The following is a 22,657-nucleotide window of genomic DNA, read 5'->3' as shown; positions in this document are numbered from 1 at the left end:
GCGGCCCATGGGCGCTTACCTGACCTCCATCTCGAACGGCGCCGCCGGCAAGTCCTCGGCGCTGTAGAGATTCACGTAGGGCGCGTCGGCCCAGGCATAACGGACATGCGTCGTGCCCGGGACGTTCGCCCCTTTCAAGGTCACCGTGTCGCCTTGCGCCACCGCCAGCACATACCGGCAATCGGCGCCGGCGCATGCCTCGAAGCCGATCGCCTGGCCGGCGCTGTAGGTGCGCAAGCCGCCGCCGGCGTTTTTGAACTTCACCAGCAAATCCTCGCCCGCCCGCGTCACGCCGGCCGCCTCCGGTCCGCCGGGCGCTATCGCCTCGCCGTAGGCCAGCGCGCGCGCCGCCAGCGCCAGCCGCTCGCCGATCACCGCCTTCTGCGGCGGGTGGATGTCGGTGCGGTCGCCGACGTCGATGGTGACGGCCAGGCCGGCAAGCGGGTCGTCGCGAACGGTTTTGGCCTGGGCGTCGCGCAAGCGCGCCCAGCCCGAGTCCACCGGGTTGATCGGGACCTGACCGAACGACGACAGCTGGACCACCAGGAAGGGCAAGCGCGGCTGGCCGAAGGTCTTGCGCCAATCGGCGATCATCAGCGGCAGCAGGGTCTCGTATTCCTTGGGCTCACCGGCGTTGGACTCGCCCTGGTAAAACGCCGCCAGTTTGAACTTGTAGCCGGCCAGCGGCGCGATCATGGCGTTGTGCAAGGTCGACAGGCTGGTCGGCACATCCCATGGCGCCGGCGGTAGCGACAGCCCTTTCAAGCGCGAGCCCACCTGGTATTTCCACGGCGCCGACAGGGCGATGAACCGGCCGTCGTCCGTCTTGACGCCGCGATGTTCCGGCTGCCCGGTCAGCCCGCCGCCGCCGAGCACGCGCACGGCGATCACGTTGCGGCCGGGTTTGAACACGCCAACCGGTACGGGATAGTCGCGCCACACCCACGCGATGCCGCCGCCACCGACGAACACGCCGTTGACCCAGGTGCTGTTGTAGGTGTCGATCGGGCCGAGCTGAAGCTTGTTCGCCGCCCGCGCCTGCTCCTCGTCCAGGGTCACCGTGGTGCGGAACCAGGCGGCGCCGTCGAAGTCCGCCAGCGCCGGAATGCCGGCTTCCTTCCACGATCCCTGCGGCGTCAGGCCGGGCCACGCGGAATCGTCGAAGTCCGGCGCGCTCCACTTACGCTGCGCCTTGGCCTGCGGGTCGTGCGCCTCCCACCATTGCTGATGCCGGCGCGCCTCGTCGGCCATCGCCTTGGCCGGATTCGACGCCATGTCGGCCAGCGCCTCGAGCCGCTTGGCGTAGGCCGGCAAGGTCTTCAGCGACGACGCGCCGATCCAGCCCTGTATCGTGGTGCCGCCCCAGCTCGAATTGATGAAGCCGACCGGCACCTTTTGGCGCTGTTGCAGCGAACGCGCCATGTAGTAGCACACCGCCGAGGCTTCGCCGGCTGTCTTGGGCGACACCGCCTGCCATGCCAGCGGCCGCTTCAGATCGCCCTGGACGGCGGCTTCGCTGACGAGTTGAACGTTGACGAAGCGCAGGTCCGGATTGTCGGGAAAGTCGGGCCACGCGCCGGTCGACAGCCGCGCCGGGAACGCCATGTTGGACTGGCCGCCGCACAGGTAGACGTCGCCGATCATGATGTCCTTGAGCGTGGTGGCGCCGCCGTCGCCGCTGACGGACAGGGTGTGCGGCCCCCCGGCCGGCATCGCCGGCATGTTCAAGCGCCATTTTCCGTCCGCCGCCGCGATCGCCTCGGCGGTTTGGCCGCCCAGGCCCACCGCCACGCGCTGGCCGGGGCTGGCCGTGCCCCACACGGTCAACGGTTCGCCGCGCTGCAACACGGCATGGTCGCCGAAAATGGCCGCGAACGCGGGCGGCGTGGTCTGCGCCATCGCCGGGACGGTGACCGACGAGGCAAACACAAGGAACAGGCCGACGACGCGGCTGCGGGGTGGATTTTTCATGTGGGTGTCGGAAATGGGCAAAAGTTTTCGCAGCAGGCAGTGTGGCTGTATTTCCAACCCAGGACCAGCTTTTCCAATAACGAAAATCGCGATGTTCAATTATATTTTTTGACAGCGTGGGGGCGCTCCCATCGCCGCTCCTCGATTAACAGTCCCTATACTGTATTATTATTTTACAGCCCCAGAACTGTAAAATCGAAAAACAGGTTTTATATTGTTTTTACTTATAACAGACTATAAACTGTAACCACCATCCTCCAAGGACCTGCATATGTTATTTCCGCTCCAAACCATCGATCAGCTGAAACCGCTTATCCAAGGATTTCGAAAGCGTGCCGGCCTGACACAAGCGGCGATGGCTGAAAAACTGGGGATCACCCAGCAAAGCTATGCGCAAATCGAATCAAACCTGGGTTCCACGAGTGTGGAACGCCTGTACACCATTCTGCGCCTGCTCGATGTCGAACTCAATTTCTCACCGCCCGTTTCTCCCGCCGGGGAACGTCGCGACGACGCGCGCGCGATTGCGCAACGGCCTGCCCCCTCTAGCGTCAAGAAACCAAAGATCAAAACGACGGGCCGGACCAAGGTCCCGCCGCAAGCTATCCATCAGTCCGATAAGACCACATGGTGAACAATGGCGCGCGCACGTAACCGGGGCAGCCTCAACGTCTGGCTGAATGGCATTCCAGCGGGACAATGGACAAATGCCACCAACACCTCGACTTTCGAATATTTCGACCAGTGGATCGAGCACGAGCAAGGACGCCCGCTGTCCTTGTCCATGCCGTTCCGGCCGGACAACGCCGCCTATTCGGGCGACGTGGTGACGAATTACTTCGACAATCTTTTGCCGGATAGCGAACCCATTCGACGACGCTTGGCACAGCGGCATCAAACCGGAGGAACGTCACCGTTCGAGCTGCTCGCCGCCATCGGCCGCGACTGTGTTGGCGCGGCCCAGCTGCTGCCGGTCGATCAAGTCCCGGACGATCTGTTCAGCATCAATGGCGACGTGCTCGATGAACAGCGTGTCGCGAGACTGTTGCGGTCGACCACGGTGGCCGCCGGGGGATTGGCGCGTGCGGAGCCCAATGCCGATCTGAGGCTCTCGATCGCCGGCGCACAGGAAAAAACCGCCCTGCTCTGGCGCGATGGGCAATGGTTGCTGCCGAAAGGAAGCACGCCCACCACACATATCTTAAAACTTCCGCTTGGCCTGGTCGGCGACATGCGGGCGGACTTTCGAACGTCGGTGGAGAACGAATGGCTCTGCGCCCAAATTATGGAGTTGTTCGGCTTGCCCGTCGCACGCTCGGCCATCCTGCAATTTGACGACCAGAAGGTATTGGCGGTCGAGCGGTTCGACCGCAAGAATTCCGACGACGGCACATGGATAGCGCGCCTGCCGCAAGAGGATATGTGCCAGGCCGTCGGTTGCTCTCCGCTGGAAAAATACCAGCGCGAAGGCGGCCCGGGCATCGAACGCATCATGCAGTTGCTCCTCGGCTCGGAAGCCGCCGAACTCGACCGTTTGAACTTTTACAAGACACAACTCATATTCTGGCTGCTGATCGCAACGGATGGCCACGCGAAGAACTTCAGCATTGCCATACTGCCGGGAGGACGGTACCGCGCGACGCCCTTGTACGACGTGTTGTCCGCCCACCCCATCATTGGCACCGGAAGGAACCAGATCCAGCCGCGCGATGCGAAACTGGCGATGGCGGTCCGGGGCAGCACCAATTACTACGAGGCCTACCGGATTCAACGCCGCCACTGGTCCGCGATGGCCCGGCGGGTGAACCTGGGCGCCCGGACAGCCGAAAGCGTCATCGGGGAGTTGCTCGCCCAAACGCCGCAGGTCGTACAAGACGCCTACCGGAGAATTCCCGCCGGGTTTCCGCAAGACGTGGCGGACAGCATTCTGCAGGGGATGCTGCGGCAACTGGCGACGCTGCGGGCACAGCCACCGGGTGTTTGAAGAAAAAGGCGAACGCGCCCGTCCTTCGCCGAATCGAGCCCTGCGTAGGGTTTTCCTTACTGCAATATCAGCCTGGGCCTATCCTTGCCGTTCGGATACGGCGGTACCCTGTTCTCCAGGATAGAGATCGGGGGCGTCAAGTGGCGGAGTTCAGAAATCGGCGGTGGTTGAACCGGACGTGGCCGTACGTGCTGGCCGCCGCCGTCCTGTTCACGCCGCCGCTGGCGCTGGCCGGCTCCGATCTGGACACACGGATCATCGGCCTGCGCGACCAGATCCGCCTGGCGCCCGACCGGACGCTGTTCCAATTGCTCGACCTGCAAAGCCGGAACCGCACCGGACCGGCGCGCAGCCAGGCCGAGTTGCTGGTCCAGATCAGCGTCGCGCGCAGGCAGCTGCGCCAGTTCGACGCGGCCGAGGCGACCGCCACCCAGGCCATCGCCTATGGCCGCTCCCTTGGCGACGACGTCATCGTCGCCAAGGGGATGCTGGCCAAGGCGGCGGTGGCATACGAGCGCGAGGACTTCAAGGCCGGTCACCGGATGGTGTTCGAAGCGGAGCAACTGGCGTTGCGCGGCGGCGACAAGTCCTTGCTGGTCGAGGCCGAGCTCGCGGCCGGCGCCGCCAACATCGAACAAGGCCGCTTCCCTACCGCGCTGGGCAACTTTCAAGTGGCGGTCGACGCCGCGCGCCACGTGCCGGACGACCCGATGCAGCTGTTTTCCGCCGTCCGGGCGCTGAACGGCCTGTATGTCCGGACCAAGGAGCGCGCCAAGGCTTTCGCCACGCTGGCAGAACTGACGGCGATGACGGAAAAACAGGGCCTGCCGATCCAGATGGTGTTGCTCAAGGCTAGCGAACATTACGTGGAGTCCAGCCTCGGCCAGCCCGAACGCGCCGTGCGCGCGCAACTGGACAGCCTGGCCTTGATACGCAAGCTGGGCACCACCTACCGGCTGAACGCCACGCTCAACAACCTGGCCGACGGTTATCTGAGGCGGCGCGACTACGCGCGCGCGGCGCAGTACGCAAGCGAGGCGCTAAGGGTGGCGCAGAACGGCAACCCCGACGGCAGCGACGCGACCGCGCTGGTGAACCTGGGCCACGCCTACCTGGGCATGGGGCGCATCGCCGAAGGCAAAAAGCACTTCGAGGCCGGCCTGGCATGGTTCGAAAAATCCAACAGCAAACCCGACCAGCAGGAAGCCTATCTGGAATATGGCCAGGCGCTTGAAAGAGCCGGCGACATGGCCGGCGCGGTGGCGGCCTACCACCGCGAGCGCGCCATCTCCAACGAGCTGTTCGAGACCCGGCGGCAGCAGGCGCTGCTGGAACTGCAGGAGCGCTACGAGGCGGACCGCAAACAACGGCAGATCGAACTGCTCAGCAAAGAGAACGACAACCGCCGCCAGCAGCAGCGCGTCTGGTGGCTGCTGGCGGCGCTGTTCGCGCTGGCGTCGGTGGTGGTCGGCCTGCTGTACCGCAAGGTGCGCCAGGCCAACGCGTGCCTGGAGGTCAAGAACCTCGAGTTGAAGGCGCAATCGACCCTCGATCCGCTGACGGGGCTGTACAACCGGCGCCACTTCCAGGACACCATGGCATGCGTGGGCGCGCACGACAAGCCCCCGGTCCACGCCGGCGGCGACGACATCGTCGGCGCCATGTTCCTGCTCGACGCCGACCATTTCAAACAGATCAACGACACCTACGGCCACGCCGCCGGCGACGCGGTGCTGAAAATGATCGCCGAGAACCTGCGCATCGCGCTGCGCGAGACCGACATGATCGTGCGCTGGGGCGGCGAGGAATTCCTGGCGTTCATCCCGGCGCTGCCGCGCCACCGCATCGAGGAGGTCGCGCGGCGCATCCTGGCCGGCATCGCCGCGCAGACCGTGCGCCACCAGGAGCACGATATCTCGGTGTGCGTCTCGGTCGGCTACGCGCCGTTCCCGCTGGCGCCGGCGGGCGTGCCGCTGTCCTGGGAGCGGGTGGTCAACCTGACCGACATGGCGCTGTACCTGGCCAAGGCGAACGGCCGCAACCGCGCCTTCGGGGTGCGCGGCTTCGACAACTTCCAGCACACCTCGATGGAGGAGGTCGAGCAGGACCTGGAGCGCGCCTGGCGCGCCGGCTATGTGGATTTGAACCTGGTGCTGGGCGGCGCGCCGGAGCCGCCGCAGGACCACAACATGGTCGCCCTGAGCAAATAGCCAAGTCGGGCTGGCTGTCGCATGTGTATCGAGGAAGCGCGATTAACATGACTTAGCGCCGCTATGCGCTTCGGATCGGTGCCGAGACCACACGCTTTAACGTTTTTATACGAAAATCCAATTTTTTAAACGTTTTTAGGAAAAATCGAACGTTTTTTTCAGCGGAGCACGTCGTTTTAACGTAAATATTGTGAAATTAAAAACGAATTGAGTACCACTGCACGACGAGCAAACGATCCCCCTGTCAAGGTCAAGGGGCTCAGTAGAGGCACACACTGTCGGAGAGTCACTGCCGGGCCGCGCCCCTATCGTGCACCACGTCTGCCCGCCGGGCAACATGGTGTCCGGCCTCATGGCAGGATTGATCGAACCACCGCTTTCTGATCCACGACTTCCTGGGCCGCGACGGTTTGGTCCCGGCTGATATGGTGCTGCCCGTCTCGGCCTACATGTTGCACTATCCAAAAGACTATGATCAGGTGCTCGAGTCGTATTCCAGGCCCCTGCGCACGGTCGTCAGTATTACCATTGATGAGGAGAGCGAGCGGCTGACGATCAAAACAAGGGCATCCTTTCCGTTGGCAAACGTTCGCTGTTCAAGGAAATCACGGATGACGAACTGGCGCGTATCGAGGCCGCCTATCAAGCTGCCTTCGCCGATCAGACGCTTGATTCGGGAGAAGCAAGGGTGGAATGACCGGGAACTTCGCCGCTTACCGCTCCCGCCGCAGCCGGCGCAGCGCCACGCCATCGCCGCCGAAGGCGTGCAGCGCGTCGGCGGGTAGCGCGAACGCCACCGTATCGCCCAGGCGCAGGCCTTCGTCCCGCGTCTTGGCGATCAGCGTCGGCTGGCCGTCGGCCCATTGCAGGTGCACATAGCTGTGCTCCCCCAGCGCTTCGATGTGCACGATCCTCGCCCGCCGGTCGCCCTGCCCCAGCACCATATGCTCGGGGCGGATGCCCAAGGTCAGCGCGGCGCCCGGCGCCATGCCGGCGCCATCGACGGCCGCGTCGCAGCCGCGCCCTTGCAGGGTGGCTTCGATGCCGTGCGGTGTCACGCCGGCCAGGCTGGCATTCAGGAAATTCATCGCCGGCGTGCCGATGAAGCGCGCCGCGAACAGATTGGCCGGATGGTGGTACAGCTCCAGCGGCGTGCCGATCTGCGCCACGTTGGACTGCCCCGGCGCTTCGGCGGCCGGACGCAGCAGCACGATCTTGTCGGCCAGGGTCATCGCCTCGACCTGGTCGTGCGTCACGTAGATCATGCTGGGCGATTTGAGGTCGCGGTGCAGCCGCGCGATCTCGAGCCGGGTCTGGGCGCGCAGCGAGGCGTCCAGGTTCGACAACGGCTCGTCGAACAGGAACACCTTGGGCTTCTTGACGATCGCGCGGCCGATCGCCACCCGCTGGCGCTGCCCGCCCGACAGCGCGCCCGGCTTGCGCGCCAGCAGCGCGTCCAGTTGCAGGATGCGCGAGGCCTCCAGCACGCGCCGCTCGATCTCGGCCTTGTCCAGCCGCTGCCGCGTCAGCCCGAACGCCATGTTGTCGTAGACCGTCATGTGCGGATACAGCGCGTAGCTCTGGAACACCATGGCGATGCCGCGTTCGGCCGCCGGCACGTCGTTGATGGTGCGGCCGTCGATGGTCAGGGTGCCGCCACCGACCGCCTCCAGCCCGGCGATTAGCCGCAGCAGGCTCGATTTTCCGCAGCCCGAGGGGCCGATGAACACGCAGAACTCGCCGGGCGCGATGCTCAGGTTGATGTCGTTCAGCACGGGCTGGCCGTTGTAGGCCAGACCGATGTTGTGCAGGCTCACTTGCGTCATGTGGGTTCCGTTCTACTTGATGCCGCTGGACTGGTCGTTGATGCTCAGGAAATGCCGGTTCAAGCCGATGTACATGATCAGGATCGGCACGATGGAAATCACCGAGCCGGCCATGATCAGATTCCACGACGACGACTTGGCGTACTGCTTGGCCACCGCGTTCAGGCCCTGCGTCAGCAAATACTGGTCGACGCTGGAAATGAACAGCAGCGGCTTCATGAACTCGTTCCAGATGCCCATGAAAACGAAGATGGCCTGCGTCGCCAGCGCCGGTTTGGCCATCGGCAGCACGATCCGGAAGAACCGGTGGAACGGCCCCGAGCCGTCGAGCGTGGCCGCCTCCTCGATCTCGACCGGGAAGTTGATGAAGAACTGGCGCATCATGAAAATGTAGGCGATCGACACGGCCGAGGTGAGGATCACCGACAGGTGCGTGTCGACCAGGCCCATGCGCGCGACGATCATGTAGGCCGGAATCATCGTCACCTGGCTGGGCACCATCACCAGCAGCATCAAGGTCTGGAACACCAGCCCCCGCCCACGGAAGCGGAAGCGCGCCAGCGCATAGCCCGCCATGGTGTTGAACATGACGTTGAGCACCGTGACGGAGAGCGCCACCGTGAACGAATTCCACAGCCACTGGTACAACGGCCCGTGCAGGATCACCTCGTAGGCAGCCAGAGTCGGCGCTTGAGGCCAGATGCCATCGCCGCCGGCGATCTCGCGGGTGCTCTTGAGCGAGGTCAGCATCGCCCAGGCGAACGGCGCCAGGGTCAGCAGGCTGTAGCCGGCCAGCACGGCGTACAGGGCGCCCAGCCGCAGGCGCGCGCCGGGGGAGAAGGGGCGGTTCATCGGTTGGCTCCGTCCGGCGGCACAAACCGGTTGAGGATCAGGGTGGCGCAGAAAATGATCACCGTCAGCACCACCGCCAGCGCGCATGCCAGGCCCATGGTGTTGTAGTTCTTGAAGGCGAAGTGGTAGATCAGCAGCGTGAAGGTCAACGTCGAGTTCTCCGGCCCGCCCTCGCCACCGGACAGGATGAAGGCCTGGTCGAACACCTGGAAGCAGCCGATCAGCCCCATGGTGACGACGTAGCAGGTGATCGGGGTCAGCTGCGGCACGCTGATTTCCCAATGGCGGCTGACCGGGCCGGCGCCGTCGAGCAGCGCCGCCTCGTACAGCGAGGCCGGTATCTCCTGCAGGCCGGCCAGGAACACCACCATGAAGCCGGGAATGGTGGAGAACACGTTCATCAGCATGATGATGCCCAGCGCCCATTTGGGATCGCCCAGGAAGTTGACGCTGTGGCCGAAGTGCTGCTGCACGAACTGCACCACCACGCCGTTGTTATTGAACAGCCACATGAAGATCATCGTCATCGCCGCCGACGAGGTCAGGGTCGGCAGGAACAGCAAGGTGACGAAGCTGCGGCGGAAACGGATACGGCTGTTGACGGCGCAGGCCAGCGCCATCGCGATTCCGGTTTGCAGCGGCACCACCACCGCCACGTAAACCATGGTGTTGCGGCAGGCGGCCCAGAACTTGTCGTCCTCGACCAGATAGACCAGGTTGCGCAGGCCGACGAAGGTGTGGTGCCCGGACACCAGGTCCATCTTCTGCACCGAGACGAACAGCGCGTAACCGATCGGCGCCAGGGTGAACAGGCTGACCAGCAGCAGCGCCGGCAACAGGAAGGCGTAGGCGCTCATGGTGGCGCCGCGCGGCAGGCGCGAACGCCACGCCGGCCGCGTCGGCGTATCAAGGGAGGACGGCTTCATCGCTGGCGCTCGATTTCACGGTTGGAGACGGTTTCGGCCTTCTCCAGCGCCTGCTGCAAAGACTTGGTGCCGTTGAAGGCGGCCAGGAACTGGTTGCCGAAATTGGTGTTAAGCACCGGCAGTTCGACCCCGCGCGACCACACCGTGGCGTAGGCGGCGCCGGCCACGTGGGCCGCCAGCACCGGCGACGCGCGCACCTGCATCGCCGCCTCCACGCTGCGCCGCGTCGGCAAGGTGCCCGAGGCGCTGGCCCACAAGCGCATGCCGGGCCCGGTCATGTAGCGCGCGAAGCGCAGGCCGGCGGCCTTGTTCCTGGCCGCGCGCGGCACCGCGTAGCCGACCACGAAGGCCATGGTCTGCCGGCGCTGGTTCACGGTGGGCATCTCGCGCGCGACGAAGGGCACGTCGCCGTAGTCGTTCTTGAGGGCGGGCTGCACCCAGTTCCCCTCCATCATCATGACGGTGCGCTGCGAGCCGAAGGCGGCGCCCGGCCAATCGGCGCCCAGGTCGTCCTTGGGCGAGTACAGGTATTTCAGCACATGGCCGGTCACCAGCTGGTTCAGGTAGGCGTAGGCGGCCGGGTTGCCGGTGAAGTGGGCGCGGCCGTCGGCGCCGATCAGCGCCTGGCCCGAGGTTTCCAGCGCCGCCAGGTGGCGTGACAGATCCTTCTCGACGATCATCGCCGCCACGCCGCGCGGCAGGCGCTTCTGCAGGGTCTGGGCAAAGCGCATCAGGCCGTTAAAGTCGCGCGGCACGTCGTCGGGACGGTAGCCGGCCTGCTTCAGCAGGCGCGGGTTCAGGTACAACGCCAGGGTCGAATAATCCTTGGGCAGTCCGTACAGCTTGCCGTCCGGACTGCGGAAGGCTTGCAGGAATTGGGGATAGAAATCGGCCTGGTCGGCCGGGCTCAGTTCCAGCGGTTCGAGCACGTCGCTTTGGATCAGCAACTGCGCCTCGAGGGCATCCAGGTAAAACACGTCGGGTGGATTGCCGGCCGCAAAGCGCGAGCGCAGCACGTCGGGATACTTGTCCTCGATGACCTGCTTGCGCACCACGATGCCGGTGCTGCTGGTGAAAGCGGCCGTCGCCTGGTCGAAGGCGGCCACCTCGGCGGGCGACGAGCCCCAGACGGCCACCGTTACCGACTCGGCCGCCCGCGCCGGCGCCGCCATCGCCGTCAAGACGGCGGCGCACAACACCGCCGCGCGCCGGCGGCCTGGTCGATCGTTCATAGCTTGTCTCCTGATGCTGCGGTGGCCGTGATCGGCGCATGGTGTTCGGCGGCGTAGGGTTGTTATCCGGACATTGTACTGGTGTCCGGGGGCGGCCTCACCGCCAGGTAGACGGTGCTCCACAACTGCACCGCGTTCGACTCGTCGGCGGTGGCGGCGTCCGGTCCGAACGGCCGCATGCGATAGCCGCCCTCTTCCCATCCCCAGGACCACAATTCGGAACTGCTCTGGTCCTGGGTCGGCAGGATGACCGCCCACAACGCGGCCTGGGCATCGACCAGCAAGGCACGGGTGCCGGCCGGCAGATCGGTCCGTGCCAGCTGCCGCGCCAGGCCGGCGGCCAGCAGCGCCTGCTGCCACGACCACACCACCGCGCCATGGTAGCGGTCCGGGCCGAACAGCGGCCGCAGCGCGGCGTCGGCGTACGCGCCGTTGGCCACCAGCAGGCCGACACCGGTCATCAACCCGGCCGGGAAGGGCCGCATGATGGCGGCCAGTTCGCGCTCGACCGACGCCGGCGGCGGCTGCTGCAACAACAGCGCGAACCCGAGATCGGAATGCAGCACCGGCACCGGCCGCCCCCTGGTGTCGAGGGCGACGGCGGCGAAGGCCAGTTCCCGTCCGTCCAGGCTGGCAAGCGCCGGCGCGGCGTCCACGCCAAGTTCGGCGGCACAGCGCTGCACGCTATCGCTCGCCTCCCGCGCGTCGCGCCGAACGGTGAAATAGCCAGGGACCTGCTCTTCCCAAATGCCCGCCAAGGTCGCGGCGTGGACCGCGCCGCCGTCCATATGCCGCGCCAGCAAGCCACTGGCGTGCAGCGCGGCGATGGCGCGCAACGCCGCCGGCACCAGGATGGCGTTGACGTTGTGCGAGATCACGCCGCCGCCCAGGCCGTCGACGCTGTCGCGCCAGTCGCCGGTCGGATGGCCCGGCTTCAGGTGGATCAGGGTGGCGATGCCGGGCCGCTGCGCGTAGGCGCCGGCCAGTTGCAGCACCAGGCGGAAATTGCGGCCCAGCGCGGCGCCACGCGCCTCCCCGCCGGCGCCGGGCTCGGCCAGCCACTGCGGCGCGCGTTCGGCGCCGCCCGGCTGCTCCAGCAGATAGGCCATGACCACCGGCGCCAGCATGAAGTCGTCGTCGACCATCTTGTAGTCGTACACGGGCGCGCCGCCGCTGCCGTGCAGCAGCGCGCACTCGCCGATATCCTCCTCGTGGGCGACGGCGCCTTGCGGATCGAGCCGGTCCAGCACCGACGCCAGGCCGGCCTCGATGGCCTGCGGCGTCAGCGCCGGCATTAGCAACAGCAGCGACATCAGGGTGTCGCGCCCGAAGTAGGTGTTGAAGCGCCAGGAGCCGGCCAGCAGCTTATCGCGGTAGCTGAGGAAGGCCAGGCTCTGGCGTCCGCGCAGGGTGCCGGCATCCGGATCGCGCAACAGTTGCGCCGGCGGCAGCGGCTCCAGCGCCGCCTCGCCCGTCAAGGCGGTCAAACGCAGTTGCAGGGCTTGTCCGGGCGTGGCGTTCAGGGTGACGCGGCCATGGGCGTCGGTGTCGACCGTGCCGTTCAGCACTTGCAGCACGACGGCATACCCGGGGCCGCCGTCGAGCCTGTCGCGCGACCAGCGCACGCTGTCGGCGGTGAAGCGCACCACGTTGTGGACGCCCGGCGGGAGGCGGCGGTCGTGCTGGTAATCGCGCAGCACGCGGGCCGAGCTGAGCACGGCGCCGGCCACCGTCAGTGTGGCGTGGTCGGCGGCGATCTCGGTGGCGATGCCGTACAGCTGGCGGCCATGGTCGTCTCTCGCTTGTACGGCGCGCAATTGCGCGGCCTCGCTCCATTGCATCGGCGCCGCCACCGGTTCGAACCACAGGCCGGTGGCGCTGTTCCCGGCCGGGAAGGCGGCCAGCAGGCGGGGCGTCGCGCCGGAGCTCAACAACAGATGGGCGGCGACCGGTCCCTGGCGCAGGAATTCGTTGGCGACCAGGCCCTCCGGCAGGGAGAAGCGCAGGGCCGGTTCGGCCGGCTCGGGCAGCGGGATTATTTGTTCCATCGATTGAGTCCAAGAACCTGTGAAAATGATTTGATAACGTATGCGGGAATATAACTAGGGCGACGTAAATGTCGAACGCTCTATACCGACGCCGCGTATCTCCAGCTTCTTCCAGCGCTTGGGCAACGCCGTCTTGCGCTGGTGGATGCCCTGGTCGTCGATATAAAGGCCGCCCAGGCCGAACAGCAAGGCTTGCAAGGTCCCGCCGGCACCGGTCGCGAAATACGGGTTGCCGCCGCCAGGGTACTCCTCCAGCACGCCGAACGGCGCCAGCCGCAGTCCCTGGTAGCTGTGCTGGAAGGTGGTGTAGGCCTGCTCGGCCTTGCCGGCGCGGGCGTACAAGGTGGCGACGATGGCCGCCCCCATCGCCGGCCCTTCCGGCGCCAGCCGTGGCGCGTAGTAGGCCAGGTCCTGGGCCACGCGCGCCTTGTCGCTGACGACGTCGAGCGGATACGCCAGCAGGTTGACGTCGGCCTGCTTGATCGGCACGCCGTCATACGTCGCGTTCTCGCGCGTGGTGCCGTCCGCGAAGCGCAGGATGGGGATGTTGGCCGCCACCTGCTCCCAGTCGGGATTGGGCTCGATCCCCAGCGCGCGCGCGGCCTGTCCGGCGTAGCGCAGCACGGTGATCGCCATGCCGTTGGTGAAGGCGTTGTTGTCGATGTTCTCCTGCCACTCGTTGGCGCCGATCACATTGTTGATTTCATAGCGGCCCGGCCCCTTGCGCTCGACGCGGCTGATCCAGAAATCGGCAACCTCCTTGAGCATCGGATAGCCGCGCTCGCGCAGCCAGACCTTGTCGTGCGTGACCTGGTAGTACTTCCAGAAGGCCCAGCCGACGCTGCCGGTGATGTGCTGCTGGAACGGACCGGTCAGCGCCCACACGGGCGTGACCTCGAAGCCCTCGCTGGCCGATTCCCAAGGGAACATCGCGCCCTGGAAACCGTGGTTGCGGGCGTTCTGGCGCGCCGCGTCCAGGCGCTGGAAGCGGTATTCGAGCATCGACTTGGCCAGCTCGGGCTTGAGCGCCAGCAGCGGCGGCAGCATCCACAGTTCCGCGTCCCAGAACACGTGGCCGTTGTAGCCCAGGCCGGACAGGCCCATCGGCGACAGGCTGAACGCCGTGCCCTCGCGCGCGAACGAGTACAGGTGGTACAGCGCCAGGCGCATGTCGCGCTGGGTTTGCGGGTCGCCTTCGATGACGACGTCGCTGGTCCACAAGGACTCCCACGCCTTGAGGTGGGCGGCCATCAAGCGTTCGCGCCCTTCGAGCGCGGCATACACGGTCAGTCGCTCGGCCTCGTTGTGCGGATCGCCCAGGTGCGCCGACGTCATCATCGAGCCGACCACCGAGAAGCGCAGGGTCGCGCCGGCCTTGAGCTTGTTGGTGAACTTGGTCAGATGGGTGTTGTAGTCGGTGTCCTCGTGCACCAGGTCCGGCTTGTCGTCTTTATCGAAGATGAAGCTGACGGCGGCGGCGATGGCGTGCTTGCCGGACGGACTCTTGCCGACCGAACTCATCAGCGGAATGCGCGCGTGCGGACGGTCGATCTGCGCGTACAGGTTCTTGACGTCGCGCAGGATGTCCGGCGCCTCGATCATGGCCGACGGCGTGACGGCGCTGTCGCGCCGCGCCGTGATCTCCACCGTGGCCAGCGCCGTGTAGGGTAGCTGGCGCAGCGCCGCGATGCTGTGCCGAACATGCACCTTGTCGCCGACGTCGAATTCGGTGACCAGTACGGCGCGCTTCATGTCCAGCGACTGGCGCAGGCCCGTCACGTGGGCGGCGTCGACGCGCTGGCCGTCGACGTCGAGGTTGATGTTCATGAAGTTAAATCCCTTCATGATGTTGTCGACCCGGCCGCGCCCGTAGGTGTCGAAGGCGCCGTTGAGCACCACTTCGCGGACCTTCATCGGTTCGGGCGACGACACCAGGCCGATCATGCCGTTGGCCACCGTCACGCCGTGGTAGCGGGCCGGATCGATCTTGGGGGCGGCGATGGTCCACTCGTCGGCGTCCTGCGCCTGGAGGGCCGAACACACCAGCAGCAAGGCCATGCTAAGGTATTTTTTCATCGAAAACTTTTCTTCAGAGGCGGCGCCGCAACGCCATGCCTGGCAAAAAAACCGGCCGACAATCATGTCGGCCGGAAAAGGACGCACCACTTAGAACGCGGCCGTCAGGCTCAGCTGCATGTTGCGGCCCAGGATGGCGCGCGCAAAGAAGTAGTTGCCACCGGCGACCTCGGTGAACCCGGCGCGCGGATTGCCCTCGGTCAGGCCGATCGTGTTGGTCAGGTTCTGCACGCTGAAATTCATCGTCAGCGTCGGCGACAACTGGTAGCTCGCGCCCGCCGCCAGCGTGTGGTAGGCCGGCAGCACGAAGGAGTTGGCGGCGTCGGCGTAGCGCTTGCCCACCTTGTGGTAGGACAGGTAAATCTCGCCCTTGTTATCCGGCAGCAGCAGGCTCGGCGTGATGGTGAAGTTCTGGTCCGGCGAGCGCTCCGGGTGCGAACCCAGGCTGCCGGTGTCGACGGTGGCGGCCGACGGTCCGTTGACGCTGCTAATGTTCATCGTCGAATGCTGGACCACGCCGCTCAGGTTGATCCGGGCGTAACGCACCGGCTTCCATTGCAGCTCGTATTCCAGGCCTTTGACGATGATGTCACCGCCGACGCGGGTTTCCAAGGTGTCGCCCTCGAGCAGTCGGCTGAACTCGTAGTTCTTGAAATTGGTGCGGAACGCCGTCAGCGAGGCCGAGAAGCCGCGCCGCTGGTAGCGCGCGCCCAGCTCGCCGAAGCTGATGTTGGTCACCGGGTTTTCATTGTTGGCCTGGTAGCTGCGCGAGTAGCGGGCGTAGGCGGCCAGATTGTCGTTGATCAGGTAGTTGCCACCCGCCGTGACCGAGCTGTGGCGGAAGCCGCCGTTGTCGACGTAGTCGTACTGGCCGTTGAAGGCCGGCATGGTGTTGTTGACCATGATGTTGTCGGCATCCGTACCGTCCGGCTTGCTCGAGCCCGGTATCGCCACCGTCGAGCCCTGCGGGCGCCACGCACGGTAGCTGAATTTCTCCACGCGCACGCCGGCGTCCAGGCGCAGGCGGTCGTTGAACTGGTACTCGTCGTTCAGGTAGAAGTTGTTCGAGGTCAGCTTCGAGCGGCTCAGGCCGACGCCCCACGGGTTGTACTCCAGCACGCTCTTGTCGGTCAGCTGGCCGACCACCTTGCCGGCGCCGTCGATGGCGACGATATCCAGCCGCGACGGATTGTTGCGCACCTCGCCAAGGAAGCGGGTGTTGCCGTCGTTGCCATTCTGCTCGTCCTGGTCGATGGTCAGCAGGCCGGCCGTCAGGCTGTTGCCCGGCGTGGTCCAGGTGACGCTGACGTCGTTGACGAAGTTCTGGCGGTAAGCGCGGTTCTTGGCCGATATGTTGTCCGTCAGCAGGCCGTTGCCGCTGACGTTGGCCAGGTCGGCGCCGGCGTAGATGGTGCCGCTGGCGACGCCGCGGATGGCCGGCGTGGTGCCCGGGAAGCGCGTCAGCATGGCCCGGATGTCGCTGTTGGTGGCGGGATCGAGGCGGTCGGCGGCCGAGCGCATGCTGTTGTTGTCGAACGTGAAGATGGCGTTGAACTCGTTCTTGAAATCGGTGTAGCGGCCCTTGGAGCGCACCGTGAAGGCGTCGTTCAGGCGCTTCTCGAAGTTGTAGCCGATCGAGGTCGACTTGGTGGCGACGCCGTCGTTCAGGTCGTTGGTCTGGATGCCGTTGGAGTTGCGGCCGGCCTGCACGCCGTTGTCGGCGCTCAGCAGGGTGCCGTAGTTGCCGTTGAAGCCGGGAACCGGTTCCGGATTGTTCGGGTTCTGGAACGGCGTCGGCAGCAGGAAGGTGTTGTGGTCGTTGACCACCTTGACATTGACGCTGAACTCGCCATCGCTCCATTTGCGGCCGATATAGGCGCGCAGCAGGCCGCCGTGGTCGGCGGTGAAGCCGATGTCGCGCACCGAGTCGGAGCTGCGGTAGAAGCCGCCGAAGCCGGCGTACCAGCCGTTGCCGAGCGCACCGCCGTAGCGCAGGTCGATGCGCTTGGTGCCGTAGTCGGAACCGGTCAGGCGCAGCGCGCCCTCGGGCTCGTCCTTGGAACGCACCGTGATGAAGTTGACGGTGGCGCCGGCGCCGTTGACCGTCAGGATGCCGGAGGTGCCGCCGCGCACCGCTTCCATGCGGTCGATCGACAGTTCCTGCTTGAGGATGGTGTCGGCCAGCCCGGGATGGTAGAACACCGGCAGCCCGTCCTCGGACAATTGGACGAAGTTCTGGCCGCCGCCGGCCAGGCCGCGCACGGTGTAGTTGTTCGATACTTCGCCGCCGGAATCCTCGACCATCATGCCGGGGATTAGTTCGAGCGCGGCGGCGGTGCTGCGCGGCGCTTTTCGGTCGAGGTCGGCGCGGTCGGCGCTGGTGACGGCCACCGAGCTTTCGCGCACCGTACGCTTGAGCGAAGTGCTGCCGGTGACCACCACACGGTTGAGCTTGTCGTCGCCGTTGTCGGCGCCGGCGCTATTGGTGTCGGCGGCCGGGGCCGGGGTTGGAGCCGGGGCGGCGGCCGGGGTGCCTTCCTGGGCCTGGGATTGGGCCTGCTGGGTCAGCGCCAGCACGGCCAGCGTGATGGTGGACAGCAAAAAACGTTTGCGATTCTTCATTTTGGTCTCCGTTTATTATCTTTTTAACTACGATTTTATCTGTGGCCGCTTGCGGAGTCGTCGAATATCGTCGCCGTCGGCGTGTGATTTCCTTGGAACTTGCTTGCGCAACCGGTAGTTCTAATTTGCGCAACCGGTTGCGCATTGAAATAATTATGCAGGCTTCCAAAATGAAATGCAATTTATTCCTGTCTTGCAGTGCAATATGCAACACTTGCCGCTGAACGAAAAAATGGCGGTATCATGCCGCTTTTGCTTTGGTCCGCCGGGGGCCGGGAGAACCGTAGTGAAGATGACGCTGGACCAACTCGCACTGAATCTTGGCGTATCGAAGGGCACCGTCAGCCGCGCCCTGAACGGCAAGGGACGCATGGCGGAGGAAACCCGTCAACGCATCCTGGCCGCGATGGACGCGTCCGGATACACGCCCGATCCGACGGCGCGCGAATTGAGCCGGCGCTCGCGCCACAGCGTCGGCATCTCCTTGACCAAGGGCGGCTCCGGACCCTACTTCGCGCTGTTCTGGCGCGCGCTGGTGCAGCAGGCCGGCGAGCGCGGCACCCGCTTCGTCGAGATGAGCGCGCCGCTGGAAAGCTATGCCCGTCTGCCGGACGCGGTGCTGCTGCATAACACGGAAGAAGTGCAGGAGCGCCTGGCCTTGCTGGCGCGCCGCAAGGTGCCGGCGGTGGTGCTGGGGCACCAGCCGAACGCCGCGTTCGTGGTGCCGGACGACGTCGGCGGCGGCGCGCTGGCCACCCGCTGCCTGCTCGACCTGGGACACCGGGCGATCGGCTTCGTCGGCATGCAAACGGCCCAGCAGTCCGACGTCGACCGCCGCCACGGCTACCGCGCGGCGCTGGCCGAGGCGGGCATCGCGCCGCGCCAGGAGCTGGAACTGGACGGTCAATTCACCGTGCTGGGCGGCTACCGCGCCGTGCGCCGCGCCTGGGAGGGGGGACTGCGCTTCACCGCCCTGTTCTGCGCCAGCGACGAGATGGCGATCGGCGCCATCGGCGCGCTGGAGGACTTGGGCTTGCGCATGCCGCAGCAAGTATCGGTGGTCGGCTTCGACGGTCTGCCGGGCATGCCGTACGAGTTGACCACGGTGGTGCAGGACATCGAACGCATCGCCGTCGAGGCCATCACCTTGGCCGAGCAATTAATCAACGGCGGACCGCTGCGCGAGATCGTCGTGCCGGTGACGCTGCAACTGGGCGCCACCACGGCGCCCTGCATGCCGCCGGCGTGACGGCAAACACCGGTTAGTACCCCACCACCGCGCTCATGTCCCTGATGCCGGCGGAGGGGATGCGCCGGCGCGCGGCCATCTGGCGTACACCGCCAGCGGGATCAGGAACGGATACAGGCTCCAGATCGCGCGGCCGTCCACCCGCACCGACAAGGCCGCGTACGCCGGCGGCAAGGCCATCAGCAACAGCATGGTTTTCAACGGCGTCAGCGACGGCGGAATGTGTTTCCAGCCGAGCGCCGCCAGCGGCAGCACGATGACCGCCGCGCTGGCCACCGACAACAAGGTGCGCACGTCGTGCAACGCGGCCCACAACGTCCCCAGGCTGGGCACCCACAGGTAGCTGGGCAGACCGGGCAACAACCACCACCGGACCAACAGCAGCCAGCCGGCCGCGACGGCCAACGCCGCGATGCCGGCGCCGATGCCGACGCGTCGAAACACCAGCAGCCACACCAGCAGCAGGATGTTTTCCTCGCGGATGGCGGTCGCGGCCAACGCGGCGCCGACGGCCAGCCATGGCTGGCCGGTGATCACGCCCAGCACGAACAGGGTGCGGGCGCACAAGGCGCCGGGATCGGTCAGCAGGTAGGACGCGTACCAGAACGTCGGCACCGAGAACACCAGCAGCAAACCGGCAAAGACGACCTGCCGGCGGCTCCCGCCGGCGCGGGCGACGATCCACGACAGGGCGCCGGCGGCAACGCTGATCGCGATCCAGTTGACCACCGCAAAGGTGTTGCGCAACTCTCCCGGCAGGTAGGCCGCGAGCGCCGGGATCAGCAGCCGGTAGGGAAAGGGCGCGCGCAATTCGCTGAACGCCGCCTCGCCGCGCAGATATCTGGCGGTGTTGAAATAGGCCAGCGAGTCCTCGACCGTCCGGCCCCAATGCGGCTGCATCAACAGCAGCGCGGCGGCGCCGAGGAGCGCGAACAGAACGCCCCAGTGGAGCGCGCGCCAGTCGGACATCGTGGGATGGCGGAGCGCCGGGCGGGCATGGTCACCGGGGGCGCCGGTCTGGGCGGTAAAAAACATAGGGACGTTGGGGCTGGGCGAACGGGCGCCACCGAAGACAAGGGAGGCAATTATAAGATCGAAACGGCGGGCCGGCTGTTTTTAACAACATTTCTGGGAATATATCGCGGCCTTTATATGCCGCCCGGCATACGCCCTCCCCCCCGGTCGGCAGATTTTGGGTGTCGACAACATCCCCATACTGTGTTCATCGGCAGCAAATCGAATGCTGCCGGCAAACCTGTCCGCACGAATGGACCCACCGTCGCACAATTTAAAGGAACTACCACCATGTTTAAATCGATCCGCACCGCAGCCCTGGTCACCGCCCTGTTCGCCACGACCGCCACCGCTTTCGCGGCCGCCGTCGACACGGCCAAATACGGCACCACCGCGCCGGCGGCCGGCGCCCACCGCCAGATCGTGATCACGGAAAAGACCAAGCACGTCCGCGTGGAAAACGGCGAGACCGTGGAATTCAAGGTCAACGGCACCAGCTTCACCTGGCACTTCCAGACCTTGCATCAGGAGACCTCGTTCGACCTGGCCAAGATCGCGCCGGCCGGCACGTTCACGAAAAAGGTCACGGTCTACGTCGCCTCCAACCCGCTGTACCGCAGCTAAGCGGTGGCGCCGACCCGGCCAGGCGGCCGGGTCGGCATTTCACCGGAAGCCGCGGCGGTCAGTGCTCGCTGATCTTGGCGCCGCTCTCGCGCGGCATGTAGTGGTAGGTGCGCAGCTTGTGCTGGATGTCGATCGCGGGATTTTTCAACAGCTTGACCATCTCGGCGCCGGCCAGCAGCACCGGACCGTAGCCGTGCATCGCGTCGACGCTGACCGGGCGGTTGTAGTAGTACACCTGGTCGCTGGCGAAGGTGGTGCCGACGCAGGTGCCTTCCACTTGTCCCTTGGCGTTGATGCGCGTGCTCAGGCCGATCCACCCGGCCTGGGCGATCGAGCCGTAGGTGGTCGGGCTGATCCAGCCCTCGTTGATCGCGTGCGCGTACACGTAGACGAAGATCGCGGTGGCCGACGTTTCCAGGTACGAATCGTTACGGTCGAGCATCTGGTGCCACAGGCCGGTGCCCGACTGCAGCTCGGCGATGCCGCGCAGGCTGGCGCGCAGCTGGGCCAGCACCTTCGGATAGGCCGGATGGTCCTTCGGCAGCACGTCGAGCAGGTCGCTCATCGACAACACCGCCCAGCCGTTGGCGCGCGCCCAGTAGAAGTGCGGCGCGTCCGGGTTGTTGGCGTTCCAGCCGTGCGTGAACAGGCCCTTGCGCTCGTTGAACAGGTGCTTGGCCATCGTCAGCACGTTGGAGGCGGCGTCGTCGAACCAGGCCTTGTCGCCGGTCAGGTGGCCCATCTCGGCCAGCGCCGGAATGCCCATGTACATGTCGTCGGCCCACAGCGAAGAGGCCTGCGGACGCTGGCGCGCGAAGGTGCCGTCGTCGAGGCGGTACTGCCTCTTCTGCACATAACCGCTGCAGGTGTCGATCATGCCCTTCAAATCCGGGCCGACCTTGGCGAAGCGGGCGCGCACCAGCGCGGCGCACATCGAGCCGCTGTCGTCGAGCGAGCGCGGCTCCAGGAAGCGGGTGAAGCTGTTGGCGCGGCCCAGCTTGAACTGGGCTTCCTGCGCCTGGAAGTACGGCTGCGTGTCCTTGAAAAATTGCAGGTGGCGGCGGGTGACGTCGCTGTAGCGCTTGTCGCCGGTGACCTCGGCCGCCTTCAGCAGGCCGGAATGGATCACGCCCATCTCGTACACCATCAGGCCGAAGTCGCCTGGCGACTTCTCGAACACGGCGCCGGCGACCGGCTTTTTGAGGTCGGTGATGGGCTTGCCGGTCGCCTTGTCGACGATGCGGGTCGGCGTGATGCTGTCGATATAGCCGCGCACGCGATCGAGCGCGCCGACGATCTCGGCCTCGGTCGGCTTTTTGTAGGGGACCGGATAGGTTCCCTCGCCGGCGTCGTTGACGCTCTTGTTGTCGGGATTGCGGAACGGGCCGTCGGCGTGAACGGCGCCGGCGGCGAGGACGGCGGCCACCAGCAGGGTCAAACGGCGAGGAAATTGCTTCATTATCAACCTTTCTATTTATAGCGGTAATTTAATCTCCGATACGAAGGCTAGGCAAGGTCGACCATTACGTCAAGCACTAATTAAACGTTTACCTATCAGACCACAATTTCAAGTGGTCAGACCGCCTTGGGCGGCCACGCGCCCACCTGGTTGAGCATGCCGAACCAGTCTTCCAGGTGCCAGGTGCGGAGGATGCGGTCGGCCGACAGGTGGTGGAACTCGTGGATGGCGATGGCGATCGGCTTGCCGGTCGACGCGATGCCGAGGAACTCGCCCAGATGCGTGCCGGTGATGCGCGCGCGCACGGCGGCGCGGCCGTCGCGGCCGAAAATATCGAGGATCGTGATCTTCACGTCGGGGAAGGCGGTGGTGAACAGCCCGATCACCGGTTTCATGCCCGCCAGCCCGGGCTGCTGGTCCGGACCGAGCGGAATATCCTCCCAGTCCACCGCCAGTGCCCGGTCGAGCAGGTCCGGCCGCTTGTCGTTGAAGGCGCCGTAGAGGTTTTCGATGGCTTGCTGCTGGGCCAGGGTCAGGCCGTTGTCTTGCATGGTCATGATGTGC

Annotated in this window: 16 protein-coding genes; 5 read left to right on the top strand and 11 right to left on the bottom strand. The window is 65.7% G+C overall.

The genetic code is table 11. The features are described 5' to 3' along the window. Positions 1–15: 15 nt before the first annotated feature. Positions 16–1,971 carry a sialate O-acetylesterase gene (locus AC07P1_RS27615; protein ID WP_494698846.1) on the bottom strand — a complete coding sequence of 652 codons (1,956 nt, stop codon included), beginning with the start codon at positions 1,969–1,971 and terminating at the stop codon, positions 16–18. A gap of 271 nt (positions 1,972–2,242) precedes the next feature. On the opposite strand from AC07P1_RS27615, the gene AC07P1_RS27610 reads away from it, so the two are divergent. The 3 genes from AC07P1_RS27610 (at position 2,243) to AC07P1_RS27600 (ending at position 6,165) form a co-directional block, all read left to right on the top strand. Continuing rightward, positions 2,243–2,605: a helix-turn-helix transcriptional regulator gene (locus AC07P1_RS27610; RefSeq protein WP_494698845.1), complete on the top strand. Its 363-nt coding sequence runs from the start codon at positions 2,243–2,245 to the stop codon at positions 2,603–2,605. A 3-nt stretch (positions 2,606–2,608) separates the two neighbouring features. Next, positions 2,609–3,955 (top strand): type II toxin-antitoxin system HipA family toxin, encoded by a 1,347-nt coding sequence (locus AC07P1_RS27605; RefSeq protein ID WP_494698844.1) that lies wholly within the window; start codon positions 2,609–2,611, stop codon positions 3,953–3,955. A gap of 167 nt (positions 3,956–4,122) precedes the next feature. After that, a complete protein-coding gene (locus tag AC07P1_RS27600; protein WP_494698843.1) occupies positions 4,123–6,165 on the top strand; it encodes a diguanylate cyclase in 2,043 nt (680 codons plus the stop codon). 713 nt (positions 6,166–6,878) lie between these two features. Here AC07P1_RS27600 and AC07P1_RS27595 read toward each other — a convergent pair. From AC07P1_RS27595 to AC07P1_RS27565, 7 genes are all read right to left on the bottom strand, one after another. Continuing rightward, on the bottom strand, positions 6,879–7,991 hold the full coding sequence (locus tag AC07P1_RS27595) for an ABC transporter ATP-binding protein (protein ID WP_494698842.1): 1,113 nt from the start codon (positions 7,989–7,991) through the stop codon (positions 6,879–6,881). Between the two features lie 12 nt (positions 7,992–8,003). After that, complete coding sequence (locus AC07P1_RS27590) at positions 8,004–8,843, bottom strand: carbohydrate ABC transporter permease (RefSeq protein WP_494698841.1); 840 nt, start codon at positions 8,841–8,843, stop codon at positions 8,004–8,006. Next, positions 8,840–9,769, bottom strand: coding sequence for a carbohydrate ABC transporter permease (locus tag AC07P1_RS27585; RefSeq protein ID WP_494698840.1), 930 nt, complete (start codon positions 9,767–9,769; stop codon positions 8,840–8,842). Before AC07P1_RS27585 ends, AC07P1_RS27590 begins: the two co-directional genes overlap by 4 nt. Further along, positions 9,766–11,001 carry an ABC transporter substrate-binding protein gene (locus AC07P1_RS27580; RefSeq protein ID WP_494698839.1) on the bottom strand — a complete coding sequence of 412 codons (1,236 nt, stop codon included), beginning with the start codon at positions 10,999–11,001 and terminating at the stop codon, positions 9,766–9,768. The genes AC07P1_RS27585 and AC07P1_RS27580 overlap by 4 nt, the downstream gene beginning before the upstream one ends. Positions 11,002–11,063: 62 nt before the next feature. Continuing rightward, the gene (locus AC07P1_RS27575) at positions 11,064–13,049 is read right to left on the bottom strand and encodes a hypothetical protein (RefSeq protein ID WP_494698838.1); all 1,986 of its coding nucleotides are present in this window, start codon (positions 13,047–13,049) and stop codon (positions 11,064–11,066) included. 54 nt (positions 13,050–13,103) lie between these two features. Next, positions 13,104–15,125, bottom strand: coding sequence for a kojibiose hydrolase (locus AC07P1_RS27570; protein ID WP_494698837.1), 2,022 nt, complete (start codon positions 15,123–15,125; stop codon positions 13,104–13,106). 90 nt (positions 15,126–15,215) lie between these two features. Beyond that, positions 15,216–17,747, bottom strand: coding sequence for a TonB-dependent receptor (locus AC07P1_RS27565; RefSeq protein ID WP_494698836.1), 2,532 nt, complete (start codon positions 17,745–17,747; stop codon positions 15,216–15,218). Between the two features lie 292 nt (positions 17,748–18,039). Here AC07P1_RS27565 and AC07P1_RS27560 point away from each other — a divergent pair, with 292 nt between their 5' ends. Further along, positions 18,040–18,996 carry a LacI family DNA-binding transcriptional regulator gene (locus AC07P1_RS27560; protein WP_494698948.1) on the top strand — a complete coding sequence of 319 codons (957 nt, stop codon included), beginning with the start codon at positions 18,040–18,042 and terminating at the stop codon, positions 18,994–18,996. Between the two features lie 33 nt (positions 18,997–19,029). Here AC07P1_RS27560 and AC07P1_RS27555 read toward each other — a convergent pair whose 3' ends face one another. After that, positions 19,030–20,031 (bottom strand): hypothetical protein, encoded by a 1,002-nt coding sequence (locus tag AC07P1_RS27555; RefSeq protein WP_494698835.1) that lies wholly within the window; start codon positions 20,029–20,031, stop codon positions 19,030–19,032. A gap of 270 nt (positions 20,032–20,301) precedes the next feature. Here AC07P1_RS27555 and AC07P1_RS27550 point away from each other — a divergent pair, with 270 nt between their 5' ends. Continuing rightward, positions 20,302–20,634, top strand: coding sequence for a CzcE family metal-binding protein (locus AC07P1_RS27550; protein ID WP_494698834.1), 333 nt, complete (start codon positions 20,302–20,304; stop codon positions 20,632–20,634). Between the two features lie 58 nt (positions 20,635–20,692). Here AC07P1_RS27550 and AC07P1_RS27545 read toward each other — a convergent pair whose 3' ends face one another. Beyond that, the gene (locus AC07P1_RS27545; protein WP_494698833.1) at positions 20,693–22,093 is read right to left on the bottom strand and encodes a glycoside hydrolase family 88/105 protein; all 1,401 of its coding nucleotides are present in this window, start codon (positions 22,091–22,093) and stop codon (positions 20,693–20,695) included. Between the two features lie 116 nt (positions 22,094–22,209). Then, positions 22,210–22,650, bottom strand: a complete 441-nt coding sequence (locus AC07P1_RS27540) for an ester cyclase (protein WP_494698832.1) — start codon at positions 22,648–22,650, stop codon at positions 22,210–22,212. Between the last annotated feature and the right edge of the window lie 7 nt (positions 22,651–22,657).

The sequence above is a fragment of the Duganella sp. GW821-FHT07F09 genome (genome assembly GCF_059418705.1).
Note: the sequence above shows the minus strand (reverse complement) of the source record. Positions and strands in the feature narration are given on the sequence as shown.